The following is a 22,763-nucleotide window of genomic DNA, read 5'->3' as shown; positions in this document are numbered from 1 at the left end:
AACCAGCCACAAGCACCTCAGCAGGGCGGTCAGTTCCAGCAGAACCAGCCACAGAATCAGGCTCCGCAACAACCAGAACAGGGAAGAACGCCTCAGCCTCAGCAGGGTCAGTCAATGCGTGAACAGCCGATGCTCGACGGCGAAGATTTCTAGACGAAGCTCCTGTTCCAGGCACCCGTCCAACACCATGGACGGGTGCCTGTGATTTTTAAGCACGGGTCACCGTTCGCAGACCGGCATGATGGGTAGCAGAACGTGTGGAGAACGGACATAAGCCTCGAATGGATAACCAAGAAAAGCCTAACGGCCTAAAGCAAATCAGCGATGACAAGAAGAAAGTCGGACTGGAAGCGCTTAAAGGGTTCACTACAGGTGGCGCGACCGGCGCAATTACTGGCGGTGTCAAAGGTGCGCTCAAAACCAAAACAGGAAAGAAGGCAATCACTCTGATCATCGGCGTATTGCTCATCGCCGGCATAGTTGTAGGAATGGTCGGATACACGCTTTTTGTCAGCATGATCGGGCAAGAAACCGAAGCTAGCACCTCAAATGCGAGAGCCAGCATGTCCTTAGCCACCATGAACAAAAGCGTTGGCGCGGACAATGGAGACGACGTGAAAACCGTTATGACCGCCTCACAAGAGGTCGAATGGGAACTGACCGTTGCAATCTGGAACCTTCAAAGGCAAGCTAGCGGAGGCGTTGGTGACTATCAGGTCACTAATAAAGCCATTGAAGACAAGAAGATCAGCAAGACCGATGCTGAAAATCTCGAAAGCTCCACCAGGTTCATCTCCCGCGAGCTTGCCCGACACCTACGCGATAACAGCACCAAAGGCGTAGCAACGCTCGATGCTGGTCTGATGGAGAGCGCCAATGCTAAGGGCGAATGGGTGCGCTCCGTTGGCAACGATGACCGAAGTAAAGAGAGTGCCGAGTACGCGAAAAAAGCCATCACTAAATCAGTCAGTGCACTGCCTCTGAGTGGGGTCAAAGACCGCGCTGATGAAATCTACCGCGTGGCCTTAGGGTGGCGCACCGGAGATTCAGGGGCACCCTCGCCGGACAACAACGCGCCAGTCTGTACACCTGGTGATGGAAGCGATGGAACCGTACACATTCCAGAGAAATATCGGAGCCTTGTTGAAGAGGCCTCGAAAATCTCTGGGCTGTCGGTGAACCTGCACGCGAGCCAGATTCAAGCTGAATCGTCGTGGAACCCTAATGCCTCTAGCGGGGTTGCATTCGGGATCGTCCAATTCAAAATGGAAACTTGGGCTGAGTATGGAAACGGCGGAGACATTTGGAATCCAACCGATGCGATTCCAGCACTCGGTAGGTACATGAAGTTCATCAAGGACAAGATGGAGCCATTGGCCAAGGGCGACGAAGAGCTTCTAGCAAGAATGACCCTATTTGGCTACCACAATGGCCCTTATGCGATTTCCAATAATGGTAATGACTTTGAAAAGGCGCTTTCGGTCTCTCCGCGGGGCAAGGCCTACGTTGAAAAGATCATGGCCGGCTCCAAAGGCACCTACACCGCAGATTGCAAGGAAGATGAAGGCGGTGGCTCGCAGGTAGCCGAGGGCACCATCACCGAAACAGCCGGTAAGCTCGCCTGGGATCAATACGTCGAAATGCCCTACACGAGCATGGCTTACGCCTATGGCAAGGACAAAGCACGCCCAGAGTTCGTTGAAGCCGCCAGCAAGCTTTCAAAGGACTGGCACACCGCATACTTCACTGACTGCGGTGTCTTTGTCTCAACAGTCATGCGCACTAGCGGTGCAGACCCAACCTTCCCCAAGCGCAGTACGCCCGTCATGCTGAACTACGTCAGGAACAGCGAGAAGTACGACACTTTCATCCCTAAGAGTGAAGCTGACCTGAAAGCGGGCGACGTTCTTGTGCTCAACGGACACATTTATCTATACACCGGGAAACGAAACGCATCCGATACCGGGCGTGCGCAGGGTGCTTCACTAAGCGCGCGACCACCAGCAGGTCACTACGTGTACCTCTCCGACCGCCGTGGGCAGTACACCGTCGCCCGATTGAAGAACCAGGACTAACCATGAATGTCGCTACAACCGCTCAGAAAAAGCCTTTGGCTCTCAAAATCACTATTGCTGTTCTGATCGCCGTAGGCCTTGTGGGAGCATATTTCCTCACCATCGGAAATCCTCGCGAGCCAGAGGCACCAAGCACTGCCGAACTAACTATTAGTGGCTCTCCGAAGGAATTCAACCTGAAGGTCAACGGCCAGGACTACGGGTTAGTGAAAGACGGCGAGACAGTCACGATTAGCGCCACGGGGTCAGTAGAGCTGGTGGCCTCCCGCGAAGGCTTCGCGGACGTGACAATCCCATGGCAATTGTCATCGGCCAACAAAAACGGTGTACACCTCGCGCTAGAAGCCCAAACCGATGAGGCGAAGGCCATTGTCGCTGAAGAGCAGAACCTCGCAAACGAAGCCGAGGTTGGAGAGGCCTACGTCAAAGACGCCGAAAAGGCCTACAAGGATTACCCAATCCTCTCCGATTTGCCATATCAGGGCAACCGTTTCGAGCTGTACCAAGGGCTAGCGAACAAGCAAGGCTACGAGTTCGGACTTTACCTGCAACTCTTCACCGGCACCGAGGATGAAGGGCGAACCGCTTTCAACGCCTGGATGAAAGACCACGGGTACGACCCAGCGGGCTACAACGTGATTGAAGAAATCAAGTCTGCCAAGCAATCAGCTCAGCTGCCGGAACCGCCGACTAGTGGCGCTCTCGGTGCAATCACCGTAGACAGTATCACTGTGCACGACAATCCTGAGCTGAAAGAACGCACTGCTGATCAGCTAGCGCAGTACTTCGGTCTCTACACAGCCACGTGGGAACCCAAAGAAGACGGCTATATCGAATATTCTGAACAGCGCGCCAAACCACTCATGGCCAAGAATTTAGCCGACACCGTAGAAGAACCCTACAAGCCAACCATCACCTTCAATTGGCAGGTCGCCCAATCAATGAACGGACGCTCCTACCCATGGATTCAAACCTACGAATCCACCACCAAAAAGGGCATCACTAAAGCCAAGATGGAAGTCTGCTGGGCATGGATCGCGGACGAAGAAGACCCAGTATTCGATGCGCCACGCGAACTCGACGTGACGGTGAAGGACGGCAAGGTGCAGGAGTACTACTACACCGACGGCGACCCACTAGTTGACCAGTCCGGTACGATCTGCGACCCGTCGAACCGTTAGACCACAGAGAATTAGAAGGCACCCCATGAATAACAACGTCGATCCGAGCCGACTGCGCAAGCACTACCTGACCGAACCCGGAACCCCGCTGATCATCGCTGAAGACCCGATTGGGCGCATGTATGACTTCACCGTGTTTGCAGACGACACAGGCTTGCCAACCGAGAACATCTCAGCAAGCACCCTCTGCGCCGTACCGCTCCCCATCGTCACCGCCGATATGAACCCAGCCCGCCCCTATGCGCACGTGAACCCGGCAATGATGTGGCACCCGCTCTTCTGGCTTCCATCACGCCTGATCGAACGCGATGTTTACCTGAACGACGATGGTGAAGAAAGGATCGAGGATGACAAGATGTGGTCTTTGCGCCTTTCTCTCGAACTCATCGCAGGAATGGTCTACAGTCCAGAACTCGGCTGGCTCAACATGATGGAACTCATCGGCATCGACGTGAATGACCCCGCCGACGTTGAACGTATCCGGCGCTGGCAGAACGGCGCAGAAGACGATGCTCTGGACAGCATCAACCTAGATGAGCTGATGCGAGACCAGCAGGAACCAAACTGGGCAATGGAAACCACCCAAGCCTTGGTCGATGAGGTAGAGAACGCACAGTTGGCTGTCCATGCGTCGGCGCTGTCCACCTACCTGCAAGCCGGCATGGAAACTAATGACCCGTCAGGCCTGGTGCAACGACTGCTTGAATGTGCCGTGATAATGGATGTTGATTTCACTGAAGTCACAGACGAAATGTTCGAGAATCTGGACACTGAGCACCTGGTGAACACGCTCGATGAACTGTACAACGGTGGAGAGCCAATCGCCTTTGATGCGCTGTTGGAGTATGCGAAGCCAATGCTCGGCATCTTCGATGACATTGCCACCGAATTCGCTGAGTCTGTTGAAGCTGTGCAGGAGGCGTTCACGCCTCAGGCCAGCTAGACAGGTTGGCCGACGGGCACACGCTGGCCGGGCAGGCACTATTCGGTGCCTGCCCGGAGTGGCACCAGGCGAGAAAACAACCCTCGGATGAACGTCGATGCCATTGAAGATCAACACGAAATTCTGGTCTGTATCGCCAACGATCTAAAAAAGTTGCGAATAATTCTTAGAAAAATCACCACCACCCAATTTTTTCGCACACATCTATAAGGTATGAGCGACGTTTCATGGCGATCACGCCAACGCAAAGGACAGTCCAGTGGCGGACAGTTCGCTACTGAGCGCAAAAGAGAATCCAACGTCTCCCTTGTCTCAGCGCAATCAACTGTCACCGAACCGCAAAGCATGTTCGGTGACTTCAGCGAGGCCGAAGTGCTCAACATCGCTGAAAGGTGCGCCGAGAAGTACTCCCGCCAGTACTGGGCCGGCGGTCGCAAGGTAAGCCACAAGGACAAAGAAGACATGGTGCAAGAATCCCTGATTGCTCTCGTCTCCCGAGTTCAAAAGCATGGTCTGCCCGACAACGTGCCCCATTATCTGATGGGAGTCATGGCCTCCAACATGTCCAGGGCAAGCTCGGAAACTTGGCATGCAGGTGACCGTAAGGGCTACCGAGTCCTCAAGGCCTTGCAACAGCAACGCGAAGAACAGATCGGCAGGAAGCTCAAGAGCACAGAGACCGATGCACTGGCCAATGAAATCATCGAGACCTGGCCAAAGTACGCGTACCTGGACGTAACCAACCCACGCGAAGAACAAGCAACTAAACCTGAGGAAAATGCCTCCAACCCTAAAAAGCCACGCCCTGGCTTCCAGCACACGTACCAATACCTCAACGTGAGCTTGAACCTTCCTACTTCCGAAGATGGGCCAGACATGGGAGATCTGATCGCTGACCCGGCGAAAGCCACCTCCCACGTGGCACCTGGTTCCTCACTCGACCGGGTTTTCCGAGAAGTCGAAGACAAAGGCTGGGTGAGCGAAGGGGCAACTGAGAAGGAGGGGCATAAAGTAGGCCGTCTGACCAACGCTAAGAAGGACATATACCTAGCATTAGCTGAGTCATATGACGCACCAATTCCGCGCCTGAATAGTATTAAGGTGTGGGAAGCCAACAAACTGCTGAAGCAAGTCCGTGACAGCGGTTTCGAGGACATAGAGGATAAGACGCTGTTTCGCGCGTTCGGTGATTTGGAGAAGAGCGACCGCATTAGGGTGCGCAAGGTCTTCTACAAGCACCCTAACTACGCGCAGGAGCTTTGGGAGTCGACAATCAAGTACTCAACTGAGCAACAGGCTGAGGACGTGTGGGGTGGATCAGATGAAGCAGACTACGGCTCTTTCTGAACATGGGAAGGGAACTAAATGAGCAAGCAGTACCGGAACCGTGTGCCGAGAGGCCAGAGCACCGGTGGCCAATTCGCCCGTGAACGGCGCAATGAATCGAAGGTATCCCTCACGGGAGCCTCCAACGCGAGAACACCGGACGATCCTGGTGGGTCAGAGAAAGATTTCGGCCCGGACAAGTTTGGTGAGGAAGAAATGAAAGCGGTGATGAGCGACATGGAAAGCACGATTGCTGAGCGCATCAGTGCTGTGCACTCCATGAATAGTGGCGCGCCTGACTTAGCGCTAGCTGATCGAGACCCGCTTATTCGCGCACAAACTATAGGTCTTGTTGGATCCACGCCCGAGCAACAAGAACAAGCCATCCAAGACCCGGAAACTCGGCGCATCTACGAATTCCTCACCCAAAAGAATCATCGCTAAAACCACTGTGCCAGGGTCACCTCCCACAGACCGGCATGATGGGTAACGACCACTCCCATAGTCGACTCACACTTCCATTAGGAGAACCAGCATGAACATCACGGACACCCTGACGGGTTCGATTTTCACGGACACCATCAGTAACTCTCTCGTCATCGGTGCCAACGCCACAAACCTTAAGGGTGGTTGGGATAAGGTCTGGGGTGCTTTCACCTCGGGCTGGGGCGGATTCGCGCTGTTCCTCACCATGATCGGTGTGCTTTTGGCTGTCATTGGCATCGTGACCGCGATTATCAAGGCACGTCGTAACGAAGGTTCTGGTGCAGGCAAGGCTTTCAAGGGCCAGTGGATTATCTTCTTGCTAGCAGGCGTAATGGCCGGCCCACAGCTCATCCTTCCAGTGCTTCTGGGAACCATTGATATTTTGATCAACGTAGGCTTCTCGCTGTGGCAGACCTTCTTCGGGGTCAAGAAGTAAGACAGCAAATCAACCACGAGCGGGAACAGCACTAGCCATGGCAAAAAGCCTTCCGAACATGTTCAATCTGACCGAAATGACTGGCCGGCAATCGGCAGGCGAACGGCAAGTCACCATGATGACTTTTGACATGGCACGACGCACTCAGTTGATCATTATCGGTGCAGGCCTTCCAGGCCTCCTGATCAGCGCACTACTGTTCCCGCTTCTTGGAATCTGGTCGACCCTAGCCTTGCCACTTTTCCTTGGAGCAGGTTTCTATTTCTTCCACCTGAAATCTCAAGACGGTCTGGAACAGCGGAAATACAAGCAGTTTCTCACCAAGTACAAAAGCCGGAACAACAAGTTCATGCGCGGGATGGAAGAGGTAACCATCGGCCAGTTCAAGATGGACTGGATCGTTCGCACCGTTGGTGAAGTACCTTTTGAAATGCTCACCCCGGACATTCAGAAACTCGTTGACCACGACCGCTGGGAACGGGAAGAGCAAGACCGGTATATGCAGAAGGTTCAGGACGAGAACGGTCTCAAGGCAGAGAGACGGGCCAAAGAACAGGTGATAGCTGAACAAGCTCAAGCCAAACTTGACCGGAAATACACGCGCAGAACTAGGACTGGCCTCAGTGCATCCAGCCTGAAAACCAAGTTACGTCGCGCGAAGTCGGAAGATACCGAGGATAACGATGAAGGCTAAACCAATCTGGGCACGGCTCATTACCACTCTTGGAATCCTCGCTCTATTCCTTGGCATTACCGCATCGCCAGCTAATGCGTTCTCATCGGTAGTGAAGACGGCTCCCACTGTTGCACATCCCGCATCTTCAGGTAGCGTCTGCAACACCAGTGGCGAATCCGGTTCTGAAACCTCGAATCTACTGCCAATCAACCGCTGGTCAGACGCATCCAGCGAAATGCTCACTGTTCTGCTTTCGCAAGACCACATCCAGAACATGAGCGACCGCGCGAGTCGAAACACACTAGTCGGCTCGTTCATGTCCTTCGGCAACACGATGTTCAAGAGTGCCACCGAATTCGTGACGTTCTCATCCAATTTCTGCTTCTTAGATAAAGCAGGCGGAGCTATCGACAACATTGTCGGTTCCCTGGGCAAGACCATCTTCAAGTCCGAGGTCATGACCTTTGTTATCCTCGCCCTGTTCGTCTACGTCATCTGGGTCTCACGTCGTACTGGTTCCTTCGACTTCAAGACCTTTGGCACGAAGATCGCAGTCATGTCTCTGGTGCTCTTCATGAGCTTCCAATCCGCGCTGTCTACCGGGGGCGGAGCGGACAAGGGCGGAGATATAGGCAACAAAGATGCGAACTATCAGCCAGCTATCGGCGGTTTCGGTTGGGTAATGGTGACCGCAAACAACACCTTGGGCGCGATCATTTCTTCTCCGGCAGGTCTTTTCGAGAAGGGCATCAACGGCGACAAGAACATCTTCGACAATGATCCAGTAGGCGAGCGGAATACCAATCCATTGTCTTGCAGTATGTACGTCGAGGGCATGCGTGATGAATACGTCAGCACCTACCCGCAGAATGTTTACGGCCTTAATGCCGGTATGCCACTCATGCTGGACTCAATGTGGCAAGAAATGGGTTTGCGCGCATATAGAACAGCTTCTTTCGGCTACAACCTGCCTAACCCTGAAGCCCCTAAGAACGCTTACGATGATCAGGCATGGTGCCGTCTTCTGGAATGGAATTCCGGTATTCCTGGCACAGTCGGCTACGACAAAGCTACCGACGTGAACGGCGATACAAGCGGTATGTCTGGCGACGGTGGACGCGTTCCACGATTGTCAGGCGATTTGGAAAACGGTGTTTCCCAACGCCACGCGCTTCGAGAAGCTGGCCTGGGCGACAACCTGCCGACAGCACCTGGCATTGGCACGGGGCAGGGTGATGGGGTAGTAGGTAAATCACCAGGCGATGAGCTTTGGCCATACACGTGGCAAGGCAATGCTTTTAACCCCGGCTCGGATGTAGAGAAGCAACGATCCCTGATCGCTTGGAGCGCCTGCAACCTTAAAGACGGCGAACGCGCGGGCGAAGGAAATTCGTGGGAGATTCGAGGCGACTTTCAGCAGATATTTCCCCCAGACAAGCGTTACGGAGAAGAGTGCGCCAAGTGGTTCCGTGGGTACGACGATCCAGGGAACTCGCCCTGGGCAGGCGATGGTAGACAGGACGCAAAGAAGTTCGAGTTCCCTACCACCAAGGGCGAAGTGGATGAAAAGGTAGCTAAGGCAGGCGGAAACCCTGCCCTGGCCAAGTACGTCGCCACTATCAATGGCAATGACAACCAGCAGTCCATGGCATCATCTATCGTTTACGTCTTTTCAGCAGGCGTACTCTCCGTCGTGTTCTTCATCTTCGGGGCGATCACCCTCTGCGCAAAGATCTTCTTGGCTCTATTGATCTTCGGACTCTTCGCAGGCCTCCTCATGCTCTGCTTCCCGAAGTCGCTCCCGACCGTCGTCGGCAAGGTCGGTAAAATCGCAGTCTCAGTCATTTTGCTGACTTCGATGGTTGGCTTCCTCTTTTCGCTGATCACCCTTCTAACGCGCATGATGCAAAGCGCAGGCAACATGTTCCTCATGCAAGGTAGCATCATGCACCTGCTCTGGATGGGCTTGTCACCTGTGGTCGCCATTGTGGGGCTTCATTTCGTCTTCAAGGTTGCGAATATCCCGTCTCCCTTCACTTTCAAGGGAATGGCTCAGTGGGCAACCGCTGGCGGTGCAGGTGTCATTGGCGGTGCAGTAGGTTCAGGCCTCACACAAATGCGTCAAAGTGGCCGAAACATGCTCAGCCGAGCAGACCGTCGGAGCATAGGAGCGCGATCACGGAAGACTTCACCAATCCAGCGTCTGAGCAACCGGGCCAGCCAGCACAACGCTCCTGGCCAAGTAGGCGCTGACGGCGTTAACCGGCGCAAGTTCGCCAAGAAGACCGAACCAGCTATGGCGGGCGGACAATCGGGCGCATCGAAAGGCCACGGACCTACCGACAATCCAGGGGCACCAGGCTTGGATGGAGGCTCCACGGCTCAGGAACCTGTAGCGTTCCGTAAGGCTGGACGAGCGGGGGTACCTGGTGGCGAAGTCGAAATTGAGCGTCCAATGGGAAACAGGTTCTCGACCGGCGAGAAGTTTGCACGCAGGGAGACCCGGAACATGCGCCACCAGGATCGTCTTGATCGTGGCCACGCGATTGAACACGCGCTGAACTCCCCTAACCTCCCAAGGAAAGATCGAAGGCTCCTGGAAGAGCAACAGCGGTCTGACCGAAGCGTGGACGACAAGTTCAGGGATGCTAGTGTTCGCGCCTACTCCGGCGCACACCAAGTATTCGGGGCTGTGCGTTCAAAGGAGTCGTGGAAGAACGGTGCGAAGAGTGCTGGGCGCGGTATATGGCAAGGTACTCAGGCCACAGGACGCGGTATCAAACGTGGCGTAACCAGTGAGAAGTTCAAACGCATGGCTCATGATCCTGCCGGCGCTATGGCTAGTGGAACTGTGGCACTGGGCAAGGTCGCAAAAACCACTGCTAAATACGGTGCCCTCGGGGTTGGCCTCACCATGGCCAGCGCTCTTACGGGGGGAGTGGCCGCTCCGATTCTGATAGGCGGTGCTGTAGCTGGCATGAACGCTGGGCGCATTGCTCGCGGTAGTTCCAGAGTGGCCCGTGCAGGAGCGAATGCGGTGAGACAGCGCAAGCAACGTGTTGAGCGTAGACAGGGAGCAGTTAACCGTTCTCTCGCCGGGTTCCGCACCCCGGAGCTATCTCAGGCCAGGGTAGAGGCCAAGCCTCAGTCTGATCCAATACGTCAGGTGAAGAAGCCTCGTGTGATCAGCCCGAAAGCTCAGGAAACGCAGGTACGGAAGCAGAGAACAATCGAAGTACGGAACGCAGACCGAACGCGCCAGCAGGAACAGCGGAACCGCGACCGCTTGATGAGCCAGCGTGCGCGGGAGAAAGAACAGTGGCATCGGACGAACCGACAACCAAGCCAAATCGGTTCCATTAGGGGTGCGCACTGGAAACCTCGCCCATGACCCGCTAATCAAGGAATGAGCTGTGGCCACCATGATAAACGCAGGTGGCCACAGCTCAAGTCGTTGGAGTGAAGAATTGAGGGAGTAAAAACTGTGGCCAGGAACTATTCGGTTCCTGGCCACAGTTTTTACTAATTAAGAATTCTCTGAAGCTGAAGGCACTGGTTGCATCGTGCATCCCGATCCTTCAGGGGCGAACATCATGTACCTCTTGGCTACGCCACCCCGAGCATCTGATTCAGTCTTGAAAGCATCTAAGATCGCTTGACCAGCGCTTCCTGGCTCGCAGGTGAAGTTCGGAAGGCTCGCAATCGGCTCACCGCCACCTTCGCGGTCGTAAACAGCAAATACCTGTTCGAAAGCGTACTCTGCTGGGTCTGACGTATCAGATATAGGGAATTCCATGCCTCCACCGGCAACCGTAACGTAGTCAGTTTTGATGCTTGAATCACCGTAATTGAATGGGCTTATCTCACTTTCCCATTCGCTCGCAGTCTCGCGGAAAGAGGAATCCCTGATGCTCCCTGGGCTTTTCGATACCAAGCATCCGTTTCCATAGGGGATGTTGAACAGCGGATCAATCGTACTGGTCGATGTTGACTGAGTACATGCCTGGTTGACCAGCACGTAAATCTCGTTCTTTGCCTCGAACGCTTCATCTTCGTCTTGGCCGTCTTTGATTTTGTCGACGCGGAATTCTGAGGTGAAGTAGTCGTTTTTGTCGGCTTGTTCCTTGAGGAACTCTTGAGTCTTCTTCTCTACTGCGGACTTTGAAGCTGGCTTGCCGTTGTTTTCCTCTGCCAACCGTTCGACGAAGCCCTTCCTGACCTTCTCAATGATGTATCCACCGTTGGGGAATTCCTGGATGGTCATGGAGGCCCGTCGGGCCGTGCCGTTGGGGGCGTTGTAGGCGAAGGTCTGGTGGAACTTGGTGGATTCCTGGTCTGGAGTGAGTTCTGGGAAGCCAGACAGGTCGACTTTTTCTTCGGTCTGAGGGTTTTCACCGTTGTTTGGTGCGTCATTGCTGGTACAGCTTGTTAGCAGTAGGCCGGCTACGGCCATGATGCTCATCGCCTTGTACGTTTTGTTGCGCATGACTTTGGTTCCTCGAATGGTTCCGGCCAGGTCGTTCCTGGTGGTCTTACCTAAAAAAATACCGTATTTACGGGAAAAATGCTGTATTCCTGCCCATAAATACGGTTAACTCTATGGTTTAACAACTGTGAGCGGTTGTAAGTCCAGCCTAGCAACGGCACCGGGAGCCAACGAAAAACTGTTTCCTGCCAGCACACACTGTCGGCGCACCATTCCTGAGAGGATTGGAACAACCCATCGCACCGACGAAAGGACAACCTATGTCTGATTTGCCCGGCAACCCATACGCAAACATGAAGGACGGCGTTAACGAAACCCGCGCCACCCTTGCCCTGGCATACGAACAGCGTACTGCCAGCCTCATCGCGCTCATGGCTGACGAAGACTACGCCAAGCGCTACGGCGCTCAAGTTTCCAAGGAAATCTCTAAGCGCCTTGGCCTGAGTGGCAACAGCAAAAGCTAAGAACCCAGCTCGAATGCCCCGCTCTCTTACTCCATATGGGGGGGCGGGGCATTCTCCTATCCAATCGATGACGGAAGGACACCACCCGATGAGTTCCCTACCTGGAAACCCGCACTTCTTCGAAGGCCCACAATTCGCCACCCCGGAGACAACCAACGAGAAATTCATCGCTGAAAACGGCCCAACTGACACGACAGCGATCCTTTCTGAGCTAACCCGCAACACGGAGGCCACCCTCGCACTGGCATTCGAACAACGGACAGCAAATATGCTTGCGCTAGTTGCAACCTCCTCCCAACTAACCAAACTAGACGTTGCTGGACAGCAACTTGTGGTGGCTGAAGCCATGCGACGGCTCAGGCTCCCTGCGACGAACTAAGCACTTCTGAATTATCCTGTGGTGTCCTGCCCTAGCCACCTCGGGCAGGACACATCCACACCATCTGACTGGCAGGACGACTGAAATAAGCCAGGGTGGCTTCGAGCAGACCGGCATGATGGGAAGCAAAATGTTCTGAGAGTCCGCGGTGCAAAGTTTCTGTTCCCTCGTGCACACATTGTGCGCACTAAAACTTCTCAGAACGGAAGGACACCATGAACGCCACTAACACTAGCCTCTGCGAGTTGGAGCGCCACACTGAGGCTTATGGCCTCAGTCGCGGATTGATTATCGCGTTGCTCATCTCCATCGCGGGTACGGCCATGATCATCCTGGCCTTGTCGGGAACTCTCTCACTCGCACCGGCGCGATACCTCAAAGGCGGATCTGGCCATTCGCCCGTATGGGAGATTTCAGTCTTGGCCGGTGCATTCGTCGCGCTCCTTGGTTACAGGCCATTTTCCGGCTGGCGCTTGAGCAAGCTCAATGGGGCAATCGAACAAACTCGCACCCAGGAACAAAAGAGCGGCGGCCTTGATGACTGATCAGCTCTTTGAAACGCCTGGTGTGAAGTACACCGAGCGCGACATGCTCAACCTCCTGACCCTCCGGTACAACACCGAACGCCGGGGCACCATCGCTGACCGGTACGTGCGAGCCGAGCACGTCCGAAGCACCCAAAACCTCGGGCGCATAGTCTCCATCGCAGACTTCATTGCCGTGGACAAGTACTCCACCAAGCAGGCCTTGATCGGACACGAAGTGAAAGTATCCCGCGCTGACTGGCTCACCGAACTGAAAGACCCTGCCAAATCCGAACGGATCAAACGGTTCTGCACCTACTGGTTTCTGGTTGTGCCGGATGAGAGCATCGTCAGGCCTGACGAACTGCCTGAAGGCTGGGGATTGATGGCCAAAGCTGGAAACCGGCTACGCATCAAGCACCAGGCACCGAAGCTTGCCCCGGAACCAATGACCCTTGATTTCGTGGCAGGCCTGACCAGTGCCGTCCAACGAACCGCGTTCAGAGAACCCCTGCACAGGTCGGCCAGAACCGTGCAACTGTGGCGGGAGAAAGCTAACGATTCAATCGCTGTGTGCCAATCCTGCGGAGAGCCGGCACCATGCAGATACCACCAGAACGGAGTGAACTAATGGGATACGGACAATACCTCCTGAACGACGGTCGCGAAGCTGGATACACCGTGACAGCAGAGTGCGATAAGCCTGGTTGCTCAGTCGTAATCAACCGTGGACTGGACTACCTCTGCGGAGAGTCACCAAGACTCGATCCAGACACAGAGTACGGATGCGGGCAGTACTTCTGCGCAAAGCACCAGGGAGACTGGCACGGTTGCCCTAACCCGGAGTGCGGGAAGTTCTCGGCCGAGGGGGGTCTGTATTGCCAGCGTCCACGCGACCACGAAGGTGCTCACTTGGACTTAACAGACACCATCGAGTTCGAGAAGACAGAGGATGACGATGAATGAACAAACTGAGCGCTTAGACGGCGAGGCGGACGAGACCATCCTGGGCGTGCTTCGGGAGCATTCCGCTTGCTATGACCAAACCGCCGTCTTCTTGATGTGTACCTGTGGCTGGGGCTATGGAGAGCACCTGGATGAAGAATCTCATCTGTCGCACCTGGCAGGGTTTTTGGAACTTCACGAACAGGAAGCCCGGGCGAGGGAGCTGGAATCCTACGTGCAGGCCATTGAGCACATCGACGATGCGATCCTCCGAGGGGCTGGCAAGGATGATCGTTGGTACGATTTCATCCTCGCGGAGAAGGAATTCCACCGAGTCGGATACGACAAAAAGCAGGACTATGTGACTGCTACCGTGCACTATGCCAAGTACCGGGCACAGCAAATCCGAGACGGCCAACTTCAGTTAGAAGAGGACGAAAGCGGAGATACCGGCACCGGATGAGCTGGAAGAATCGGTGGCGTACTGACGCTAAGTTTTCCAGGGAAGAGGGGTGGTTCCTGAACCAGTTGGTTCGGGGAGCACCCCTCTTCTGTGCAATGTTCCGTTTACAGCCGTGCATGACTGGCTTATACGGCGGTGATTTCAGAGAATTAGGTGAACACCTGGCGCAGAATAGATCCAGGAAGAACTGCCCGTCGTGGAGGCCAAATTGAGTGCACCTAAGAAACCGAGCGCCCGTAAAACGAAAGCAATCAAGGCGAAGAAGCCAATCAAGTGGGATACCTCCTGGGCTGAACAACAGTCGGCCAAGAACAAGGCGATGATCGAATCGGGGGAGTCTTTCGCATCTCAGAAGCGCACAGGGAGGGAGAAATCCCCATCGGCTTACAAAGAAACCCGCTAGTACTCCTTTCCTCTTCTGGCACTCGTTAGAAGCGACCACGACTAACCCCAAGCGCTGATGATCCCCTGCAATGCTCAAACAATTCTTTCCCATCCGGCACACATGGTGAGTGCCCTGGATGTGGCCTCTCTCCATTTCCAGATCCAGTCGCAAGTGATACTGGTAGCACCCAAGGAAAAGATAGATTCATGATCCCCGGAATTCCATCGAGAGGAACCCCATGAGCACTACTAACCATGATTCAAAGGCCACCACGGCAGAAGACACCCGCCTGGTTCAGTACCCGGAGCACGAGAAGTTAGCCAAAATCACCAAGGAATCACAGGCGATAGCTGACTTTCTTGAGGCCACCGAATACCAGCTCGGGCACTACGTGACCTATGAAGGCTTCTCCAATCCACAGTTCGTGCCCCCGTCGGAACCGCTAGAAAAGATTCTCGCGAAGCACTTCGACATTGATCTAGCGAGAATCGAGCAAGAGAAACGGCATATGCTTCAGAACCTCTAAAAATGAGGGAGCAGGCCAGCTCGCAAACATTTAGCGCTCTCTAACCGCATCGGGTAGGGAGCGCTATTCCTATGCCCGCAATTTTTCCTTTCCTGCCGGCACACATAGGTATTGCAAGAGCAAACCTTCCCAGCGAAAGGGGAACAATCAGTATGACTGCCCACCAAGAAACCATGAACGAGATTCTGGACTTACTCGACGAACTGAACGTCGATCAGCTCGCCAACCTTGGACACAAGATCAAGGGCATTGCAGAAAAACGCGGAGCTTTGTTGCCGTGGATTCTATGGGCAAAGGAAGACTTCAATCCTGATGCCTATGAAATCACCGAACAAAAGGCCGAAATGGCGATGGACTACGCATGGAATGCCGTGCTTGCCAATAAGCGCTTCACTGACCTTGCTGAGACAGATCGGGAGCGTGTGAATGAGGCTATCGCTGAGGGCGTGGAAGCTGTCAGCGCCAGCGGTTTTGAGCCGGGGCTAACCCGCGCAGAGGCTGACGCGATGGAGCGCCGAGCGCTAACCCAGCTAGAGCCATGGGTGGTCTATGAGGTGCCCGAACGTCGTTCCGAGCCAGAACCGCACTGGCATTCTAACTGGGGTGTCAGCCCGGACGGTGAGGGCATGTACTGGTATGAGTCATTCGCAGAGATGGTGGACAACCACTTCGGTATTGGGCGACTTGTTCCGCGTGTACGCATGGGGTCGAAAAGGCTCGAAATCATTCGGTAGAGTGCGAGAACGACTTCCCTGATGGGGGTGAGCACTTGTCCCACGTGGCCATGACCGAAAAGGACTTTGAGGCTATCCGCTACGGCGAGGACGACGAGAGCTGACCGACCGAAGAGACAATGGCTCGCTAATTCATGGGGATTAGCGAGCCATTGTGCTAATTTAAAAGTGGCTGATAGCCCAGCCCGTCTCCGAGCCACCGGATCACCCGCATTGATCTGCCGGCATTCGAGGACAAGCGCCTCAGGTGACGGCTCGATTATTTCCATGGTTTCCTTTAGCCGTGCGGTTATATGCGGGATGAGCGCGCGTTGAGACTAAGGGGATCATTATGACTTCCACCCGCATCACTAAACTTGCCCGTGAAATTCAACGGCAGACCGGGGTTCCTTATAGCCTCGCCCTGCGTGAGGCCAAACAGTCAGTGGGGCTGAGTCTTCCTCCCACGGATCTGGTTCCTCCTAAGAAACACTCACACAGCTATGCAGTTGCTTATGACTACGAGGAAACGCACGGCGACAATACTTCTCAGGTTTTCTTCGGTGTTCACAAGGACACTGGTGCCCTGGCCAGGGTCGACTTCGACGAAGAAGTTCATCTCTTGATTTCAGGAAGCCCCAATTCTGGCAAAACGACCCTACTGAAGAACCTAGCGTTTTCTGTACTACGCCTCCGCCCGTGCTACGAAGCATCAATCATCGCTATCGCAGATTCTCGCGAGTACCTTTTCGCTAACGGTTTCGCCAAAGCTGTCGCACGCACCCTCCAAGAGGCCGTAGCAGTACTCAGGGCTGTTCGGCAATCAGTGATTGACCGTATCGAGATTCAGGAAATGTATGCTGTCTATTCGCCAGAGCTTCCCCCGGAAGAGGCCCTATTCGATGAGGACTTCAATCAGGGTCGTCACGTATTGTTTATTAGCCATCTCTTGGAATTGCTAACCCCAGTAGCTGTTCCGCGAGAAACCCCGTTGTCCGAGTTCAAGAAGCTCCGGGATCAGATCATCCAGGAGAATGCTTGGCGGGCAGAGATGAACGAGTTGTTGAAATACATCATTGTGCACGGAGAGAAGGCCAAGGTCTCCGTCGTCTGCGAAAGTGACCTTTTTAATGAAGACAGCGAGTTTCCCGCTATTCCGGCCCTACTTAGGAAATCTGCGCGCATCCTTCTGGGCGATAGAGTCCACCTAGCCCGCCGAACCCTGCTTCACCATCCTGATAAGACTTCCCTCTTGACCTACCCGATTCCAGCCGGCGTCGGAATCCTCAGTTCCAAAAAGTGGGGAGACAAGGAATTTCTGGGTTGGTTTGATGACCATTTTGAAGCTGACCTCAACCGTGCTGAGATTCTTACCCAATCGGTCGATTTCGGAGATATACGGCCACTCTATGCCTTGGCCGAGTACATGGATTAGGTCTATTGGGTGCCGGGGAATTTGCGCGCCGGCAACCTACCCCACTCAGTTAACGCCACCCAATATCTGATAGATTTGGGTCTAACAGGTGAATGGTCTCGCCTATCTCCGAGCCACCGAGCTACCTGCATTAGCTCACTGGCATTCGAGGACAAGCTTCTAACGCTGACGGCCAGCTTCTTCATGGTTCCTTTGTCGTGCCGTTGGATGCAGGGAGACCGCACGCAGGCAAAAGGAAATCGTCATGACTTCTCAACGCACGCGTAAACTTGCTTTATCCATTCAGGATGAATTGGGCATAAAGTACACCGAAGCACTCCGTAAGGCCAAGATTCAGATCGAGGAACGCTTGGCTCTTGCAGTCACTGCACCCTCTGCCTCACGAGCCACTGAGTTAACTGAGCGTCGCTTCCCACATGAAGGAACTTTCGGCTCTGGCCTGCCCTTGGGGCTGGACGAGACCTACGGCAACTTCGTGACTTGGAATTTCAAAGACAACGATCACCTCCTGTGCGTTGCGCCCACTGGCAATGGGAAGACCGTCTTTCTACAGAACCTTGCCTACAGCGCGTTGCGTTCCGTTCCCTCAGCCGAACTCTCGATTGTTTCTTTGAAATCGCCGGACGCTTTTAGGTTCGCTGACCCACATGCGAGAGGCGTAGCGCGTTCCATTGAAGATGCTGTTGCGCTCTTACGGGCGCTCAAGGATATGGCACTTGGTCGCCAGGAGTTGATATCGAACCATGGCGTTTCGTCTTTCCACGAGCTTCCCAGAAGCGTGCAGCAGACTTATGGGTTGGAGCTTCGTCGGCATATTCTAATCATTGACGAATTGTCCTCTCTGACTGAGGTAATTCCAGTTCCAGAGACACCCGAGCCTTTTGCCCCGTCTTCTGATGATCAGAAAATTATGGGTGAGAACGCTTGGCGCTCTGAGATGAACGAAATCTTGTCTTTCCTTGTGCGGGCGGGTCATTCGGTCGCGATTTCTGTTGCAGGGGCTACCCAGAGAATCCATTCGACCATGGCGCTAGAATTGGCCGACTACGTGCAGAAGTCGGCACGGCTCATCATGGGTCGTGTGCCCTCTAACGAAGCACATCTTCTAACGCTCAATCAGGCCGACCGACGACCATTCTTAGCCCCGATGAATGTAGGCCATGGTGCTTTCATTCCCTCTTCGGGTGAATCTGAGCAGGTTATGATGTGGCCTCCTCTTGACGATGAACAGATTGAATGGCTCGAATCCTCGCTACAGCCATTGAGTGACCGCCAGAGGCTCGATCTAGACGGGCACAGCGACTGGTGGATTGATCGCATGTCCTACGACGTTTAGGCCTCAGTTCGGATATTCATTTCCCTACCTCCCGGCACACCTTGAAGGCGTATCAACAATGCCCCGCGAAAAAGGGGCTGATGTGCTGGGAGGAACTAATGAGCACACTGTACCGGCCAATCTGCCAAGGCAAGACGCAAAAAACCACCGCTGAAGCTATTTATAACTACGTGGTGGCCAACCTGGAACGGTGGCTGGCCTCTAAAGGTGAGGTGGACGTGACGTTCCGGCTCGACGATTCAGCCGTGGCCATTCGGTTCCAACAGGGTGGCCTACGAGGCAACGTTCTGCCGGTGATCGCGCCGAAGAACCCGGCAAGCAAGGCCGAACCAGCCTTAGCTGGTTCTCTCGCTGACGGGATCGGAGAGGACTTCAAGGCAATTGACGGTAGCCTCGCCCGTCGCGTAGATGCCGTTAGGGCACTCAAAGTCGTCATCGGTCGCGCACGGCGCTGGCACAACGCCTAAGCGTTTGGGTGGGGCATTCCAACCCCATGAATGCTCCACCCTGTCCGTCTAGTCAGAAATAATGGAATTGATTGGCCTCGATCTGGTCATCAAAATAGAATTAAGGAGTTAAGCCTATGATGGGCGCTCACCATGCTGCCTGTGGCGCTGGTGCCTGGGTGGCTCTGACGAGCAGTGTAGAGATTCCACTCGACCTGATTACTGAGAAAATGGGTTGGAACCCTGTCACCCTGCAACTAGGGCTGGATTTGCTCGATGTACCAGGATTCGGAGTAGTCCTGGGCGCACTCATTTGCGCAGGATCAGCACTTCTGCCGGATGCTGACCATCACTCAGCGACTATCGCGCACTCACTGCCTCCCGTCTCAAACATCCTGTGCCGGGTGCTGGGCAAGGCTTCTGGCGGGCATCGGCATGGCACTCATTCGATCCTCGGCATCTTGTTTTTTACTCTGATCGCCATTGGAGCTAGCTTCGCCACAACGATTGTAGACGGCTGGGGAGCCGTGAATGTTGGTGCCGGCATCATGTCGGTCATCCTCATTAGCTTCGCCTGCAAGGCACTTCGGATCATCCCTGATTCTTGGCGTAAGTCTCCCTGGGGAATCGGCGTGGTCTTTGGTGCCCTGGTAGCGATCAATGACTTCGGGGAACCACGCTGGTTCGCGTACTGTGTCGCCCTCGGCGTAGTCGTTCACCTATTAGGCGACATGATGACCACAGGCGGATGCAACCTTTTGTGGCCTGCCACGTGGAAGCCACCAGCGGTAGTGCGTAAGACCCCGTGGCTGAACAAGTGCTGGATGGATAACGGCTACCTAGCTATCCCAGTGCTAGGAAATGCCGGTTCAATACGCGAATGGCTCCTACTAATACCGGTCTCCTTGTATGCGGTCATCGGAGTACTTCAAGCCTTGGTGGCCACAGGGCAATCGTATTTCCGCTAAAACCGGGTGCTTCAAGAAAAGTATTTGAACGCCCGTGACCGGAACGAAAGTTTCTGGGGGCTAGCTACACATTGGCCTTGTTAGTTCCCAAGACCTAGAAAGAGGCCAAAGACAATGCCCCTGTTTCAAACCGTTCTCCCTGAGAGCTTCACGGAGTCTGCTGACCCTGCCTTGTTCACGTGGCCAGTCATCCTGCTCATGTTCGGCGCAACTGTCGCGCTGTACCTCGCACCTTTACTGATCGGCTGGTTCATTGACTCGGTTTTCAGTAATCCTTCCGCAGGATGGGCTTCTAAGAGCATCAGCGGTCTGCTGTCGGCAATCAGTGTTTTCTTCGCGGTGGTACTGCCTATCCGGCTGATCGAGGGAGTTGAATACCCTAGTGACGCGTGGAGGCTCGCATTCGGGTTCTCCCTGATCGGACTCGTTTTCATCTGGTGGATGCACAAGATCACGGAGAATTCCCGCGTGAGCTGGATCATCGGCGGAAGTTATACCGGGTTGGTTCTGCTCACCGCGTTTTTCGTAAGCATGAGTATCCTGCTCAGTAATCTGGGTGCATACCTGGCTACTATCCCTGTGGGTCTGATCGTGGTTACCGCTCTGTTGATCTTCAGCAGGCGTTAGTCGCTTCTAGAGCTGGTGGACACCGGTCTGGCTGGCGGTGACCACCAGCTCTAGTCTTCATCCCGCGAACAGCCCGAATTTTTCTTCCCTGCGCACACATAGTGAGTGTTCGAGTTTCCCGACCTATGAAAGAGGTTGCCCGATGTTTCCAAAATTCGATGTTACGCCCATGCCCGTAGAGACCGTCGATACGAGTCTCACCTCATGGTCAAGCGTGATCATGATGGTTGGTCTGACCCTTGCCCTCCCGTTAATGGTTATGGCATTCAACTGGTTCATGGAAGTTGAGCCGTTCAGCCCTATCGCTAGGTTCTTCAGCAAGCTGGGATTCGGTGTGCTGTGCCTTTCCAGCGTTAGCGCTATTTTGGTCTTGCCGTTTGTCCTCATGAACCGGGCGGAGTCTGCCGGTGGCGTGTGGACGATGTTCATCATCTTTGTGATGATCGCATTTGTCTCCCGGTGGTTGATGAAGCAATCCGAGGTCGATGACTGGACTAGCTGGGTTATCTTTGGCGTGTTCGTCGTCTTGTGCTTCATCGGAGCCATCGTCATCAGCTTGTCGCTCCTGATTCAGTCCTTGATCGCTTCGGTTGTCCTGCTTCCGCTTGGAGTTATTCTCATTGTCGTAATTGCGTTCATGTCTCTCAGCCAACGCGCGAACTAGCTTCTGATTAGAGACGGCCACTGCCCCGCTAGGGTAGTGGCCGTTTCGTGTATCTGGAAGTCGTGCTGAATTTCCAAGAATGAAAAACGATCCAACAGGAAAGAAATTTTTCTTTCCTGCTGGCACACATTGGGGCTGTCCGAACAAAAGTTTCCTAATGAGAGGAACAGGCAGTGACCAACTTTGATCAAAACGAGAATCCCATCTCGTTGCGCGATGCTGAGAGCATCCTCGCCTACATCCCGCACGCACTTGGCTTTCAGCCTAAAGACTCACTGGTGCTCCTGATGTTTTCCGGCACCACGCTTGAAGCCACCATGCGCATAGACCTCTGCCACACGCAGAACAACATGAGCACCTGGGCTGACCAAGCTTCCGCCATGACACGTCGTCTGGACAGCATCACCCGCGTCATCCCTATCGTTTACGTTCCTGCCGGCGACCATGCTTCTAGCGCTCACTACTTGGAGCTCATGGACAAACTCGTAGAAGCTCTAGAGTCCTACGCTGTTGACGTGATCACCGCATATGGAGTGGATGACGAGGTGTTCGGGTACTCGGAAGATGAGTACATGAACGTGGATTTGAGCAACCTCAAGTTCCACCCTGTCAGCGTTCAACTAGTCGCCGGTGGCTCCGCGCCACAGCCGAAAACATGGAACGCCACTGACGTTCCACGGTGGGGGAACATCGACCGTGTTCGCGCTTTGGTCGCTGACGCGGAGTATCAGCTCCCGGATCACTTCGGCGCATGGATTGGAGTGCTACAGCAGGCTGACCCAACGACCATCCTCACGGATGAAGAGAACTGCGTGAAGCTCCTACACGGCCTGAACAGTAAGGTCGTGCGCGACATGCTTCCGGTCCTTGCAGGGCTGGGAGAACCCGCGATGAACCAGTTCTACGCAGAGGTGAGTTCAGGCGTAGAGAGTTGCTTTGCACAATTTCTGCTGGGCCAAGGTAATTTCACACCAAATTGGGAACGGATTGACCGGCTTGATGCAGTATTGCGTCTGCTCGTGGGTGGTGCCGAGCAAGATGAACGTCACGCGATCATGAGCTTGATCGCTTGGATCGAGTGGGCGCGTGGCCGTGGATCATTGGCGATGCCGTTGATTAGGCAATCCCTCTCTGAGGATGGAACCTACAGCCTGGCCAACCTGCTCAAGCGACTGATGAAGTCAGGTTTTGTTCCTGATTGGGTGGAAGATAAATATAGGGCTTGGCGACCGAATTTCCGCCAGTAGAGCCTAACCAAACTGGCATTGGTGGGGCAGGT

At 54.4% G+C, this 22,763-nt stretch carries 24 protein-coding genes; 23 read left to right on the top strand and 1 reads right to left on the bottom strand.

The features are described from left to right. Positions 1 to 281 precede the first annotated feature (281 nt). From ACT3TP_RS15060 to ACT3TP_RS15025, 8 genes are all read left to right on the top strand, one after another. Positions 282 to 2,075, top strand: coding sequence for a transglycosylase SLT domain-containing protein (locus tag ACT3TP_RS15060; RefSeq protein WP_443452425.1), 1,794 nt, complete (start codon positions 282 to 284; stop codon positions 2,073 to 2,075). A gap of 206 nt (positions 2,076 to 2,281) precedes the next feature. Beyond that, on the top strand, positions 2,282 to 3,256 hold the full coding sequence (locus tag ACT3TP_RS15055) for a hypothetical protein (protein ID WP_444616563.1): 975 nt from the start codon (positions 2,282 to 2,284) through the stop codon (positions 3,254 to 3,256). A 25-nt stretch (positions 3,257 to 3,281) separates the two neighbouring features. After that, positions 3,282 to 4,199: a hypothetical protein gene (locus tag ACT3TP_RS15050; RefSeq protein WP_443452427.1), complete on the top strand. Its 918-nt coding sequence runs from the start codon at positions 3,282 to 3,284 to the stop codon at positions 4,197 to 4,199. A 213-nt stretch (positions 4,200 to 4,412) separates the two neighbouring features. Continuing rightward, positions 4,413 to 5,546: a hypothetical protein gene (locus tag ACT3TP_RS15045; protein WP_444616561.1), complete on the top strand. Its 1,134-nt coding sequence runs from the start codon at positions 4,413 to 4,415 to the stop codon at positions 5,544 to 5,546. Between the two features lie 18 nt (positions 5,547 to 5,564). Next, on the top strand, positions 5,565 to 5,969 hold the full coding sequence (locus ACT3TP_RS15040; protein WP_444616559.1) for a hypothetical protein: 405 nt from the start codon (positions 5,565 to 5,567) through the stop codon (positions 5,967 to 5,969). 91 nt (positions 5,970 to 6,060) lie between these two features. Further along, positions 6,061 to 6,447, top strand: a complete 387-nt coding sequence (locus tag ACT3TP_RS15035) for a hypothetical protein (protein WP_444616557.1) — start codon at positions 6,061 to 6,063, stop codon at positions 6,445 to 6,447. 58 nt (positions 6,448 to 6,505) lie between these two features. Then, positions 6,506 to 7,141: a hypothetical protein gene (locus ACT3TP_RS15030; protein WP_444620902.1), complete on the top strand. Its 636-nt coding sequence runs from the start codon at positions 6,506 to 6,508 to the stop codon at positions 7,139 to 7,141. Continuing rightward, entirely contained in the window at positions 7,131 to 10,514 is a 3,384-nt protein-coding gene (locus tag ACT3TP_RS15025; RefSeq protein WP_444616553.1) for a hypothetical protein, read from the top strand. The genes ACT3TP_RS15030 and ACT3TP_RS15025 overlap by 11 nt, the downstream gene beginning before the upstream one ends. 135 nt (positions 10,515 to 10,649) lie before the next feature. Here the strand turns inward: ACT3TP_RS15025 and ACT3TP_RS15020 are convergent, their stop codons facing one another. Continuing rightward, entirely contained in the window at positions 10,650 to 11,609 is a 960-nt protein-coding gene (locus tag ACT3TP_RS15020) for a hypothetical protein (RefSeq protein ID WP_443452433.1), read from the bottom strand. A gap of 260 nt (positions 11,610 to 11,869) precedes the next feature. Here ACT3TP_RS15020 and ACT3TP_RS15015 point away from each other — a divergent pair, with 260 nt between their 5' ends. The 15 genes from ACT3TP_RS15015 to ACT3TP_RS14945 all read left to right on the top strand — a co-directional run bounded on the left by ACT3TP_RS15015 (position 11,870) and on the right by ACT3TP_RS14945 (position 22,731). After that, entirely contained in the window at positions 11,870 to 12,073 is a 204-nt protein-coding gene (locus tag ACT3TP_RS15015; RefSeq protein WP_443452434.1) for a hypothetical protein, read from the top strand. 88 nt (positions 12,074 to 12,161) lie between these two features. Next, a complete protein-coding gene (locus ACT3TP_RS15010) occupies positions 12,162 to 12,452 on the top strand; it encodes a hypothetical protein (protein ID WP_443452435.1) in 291 nt (96 codons plus the stop codon). 215 nt (positions 12,453 to 12,667) lie between these two features. Beyond that, positions 12,668 to 12,997: a hypothetical protein gene (locus ACT3TP_RS15005; RefSeq protein ID WP_443452436.1), complete on the top strand. Its 330-nt coding sequence runs from the start codon at positions 12,668 to 12,670 to the stop codon at positions 12,995 to 12,997. Next, positions 12,990 to 13,607 (top strand): hypothetical protein, encoded by a 618-nt coding sequence (locus ACT3TP_RS15000; RefSeq protein ID WP_443452437.1) that lies wholly within the window; start codon positions 12,990 to 12,992, stop codon positions 13,605 to 13,607. The genes ACT3TP_RS15005 and ACT3TP_RS15000 overlap by 8 nt, the downstream gene beginning before the upstream one ends. 327 nt (positions 13,608 to 13,934) lie before the next feature. After that, on the top strand, positions 13,935 to 14,384 hold the full coding sequence (locus ACT3TP_RS14995; RefSeq protein WP_444616550.1) for a hypothetical protein: 450 nt from the start codon (positions 13,935 to 13,937) through the stop codon (positions 14,382 to 14,384). Positions 14,385 to 14,580: 196 nt separating this feature from the next. Then, a complete protein-coding gene (locus tag ACT3TP_RS14990) occupies positions 14,581 to 14,787 on the top strand; it encodes a hypothetical protein (protein ID WP_444616548.1) in 207 nt (68 codons plus the stop codon). A 220-nt stretch (positions 14,788 to 15,007) separates the two neighbouring features. Beyond that, positions 15,008 to 15,295: a hypothetical protein gene (locus tag ACT3TP_RS14985; protein WP_443452440.1), complete on the top strand. Its 288-nt coding sequence runs from the start codon at positions 15,008 to 15,010 to the stop codon at positions 15,293 to 15,295. A 173-nt stretch (positions 15,296 to 15,468) separates the two neighbouring features. Then, the gene (locus ACT3TP_RS14980) at positions 15,469 to 16,029 is read left to right on the top strand and encodes a hypothetical protein (RefSeq protein WP_444620901.1); all 561 of its coding nucleotides are present in this window, start codon (positions 15,469 to 15,471) and stop codon (positions 16,027 to 16,029) included. Between the two features lie 331 nt (positions 16,030 to 16,360). Continuing rightward, the gene (locus ACT3TP_RS14975; RefSeq protein WP_444620900.1) at positions 16,361 to 17,443 is read left to right on the top strand and encodes a hypothetical protein; all 1,083 of its coding nucleotides are present in this window, start codon (positions 16,361 to 16,363) and stop codon (positions 17,441 to 17,443) included. Between the two features lie 244 nt (positions 17,444 to 17,687). Continuing rightward, on the top strand, positions 17,688 to 18,779 hold the full coding sequence (locus tag ACT3TP_RS14970; RefSeq protein WP_444616542.1) for an FtsK/SpoIIIE domain-containing protein: 1,092 nt from the start codon (positions 17,688 to 17,690) through the stop codon (positions 18,777 to 18,779). A gap of 98 nt (positions 18,780 to 18,877) precedes the next feature. After that, positions 18,878 to 19,246: a hypothetical protein gene (locus ACT3TP_RS14965; protein ID WP_444616540.1), complete on the top strand. Its 369-nt coding sequence runs from the start codon at positions 18,878 to 18,880 to the stop codon at positions 19,244 to 19,246. A gap of 116 nt (positions 19,247 to 19,362) precedes the next feature. Beyond that, on the top strand, positions 19,363 to 20,193 hold the full coding sequence (locus ACT3TP_RS14960) for a metal-dependent hydrolase (RefSeq protein ID WP_443452445.1): 831 nt from the start codon (positions 19,363 to 19,365) through the stop codon (positions 20,191 to 20,193). Between the two features lie 114 nt (positions 20,194 to 20,307). Continuing rightward, entirely contained in the window at positions 20,308 to 20,820 is a 513-nt protein-coding gene (locus ACT3TP_RS14955) for a hypothetical protein (protein WP_443452446.1), read from the top strand. A 169-nt stretch (positions 20,821 to 20,989) separates the two neighbouring features. Further along, on the top strand, positions 20,990 to 21,484 hold the full coding sequence (locus tag ACT3TP_RS14950) for a hypothetical protein (protein WP_443452447.1): 495 nt from the start codon (positions 20,990 to 20,992) through the stop codon (positions 21,482 to 21,484). Positions 21,485 to 21,657: 173 nt separating this feature from the next. Next, positions 21,658 to 22,731, top strand: coding sequence for a DUF4192 family protein (locus tag ACT3TP_RS14945; protein WP_443452448.1), 1,074 nt, complete (start codon positions 21,658 to 21,660; stop codon positions 22,729 to 22,731). Positions 22,732 to 22,763: the final 32 nt, after the last annotated feature.

The organism is Glutamicibacter sp. AOP38-B1-38 (assembly GCF_052377485.1).
GTDB lineage: Bacteria > Actinomycetota > Actinomycetes > Actinomycetales > Micrococcaceae > Glutamicibacter.
The sequence above is the reverse complement of the archived record's forward strand: the minus strand, read 5'-3'. Positions and strand labels throughout refer to the sequence as shown.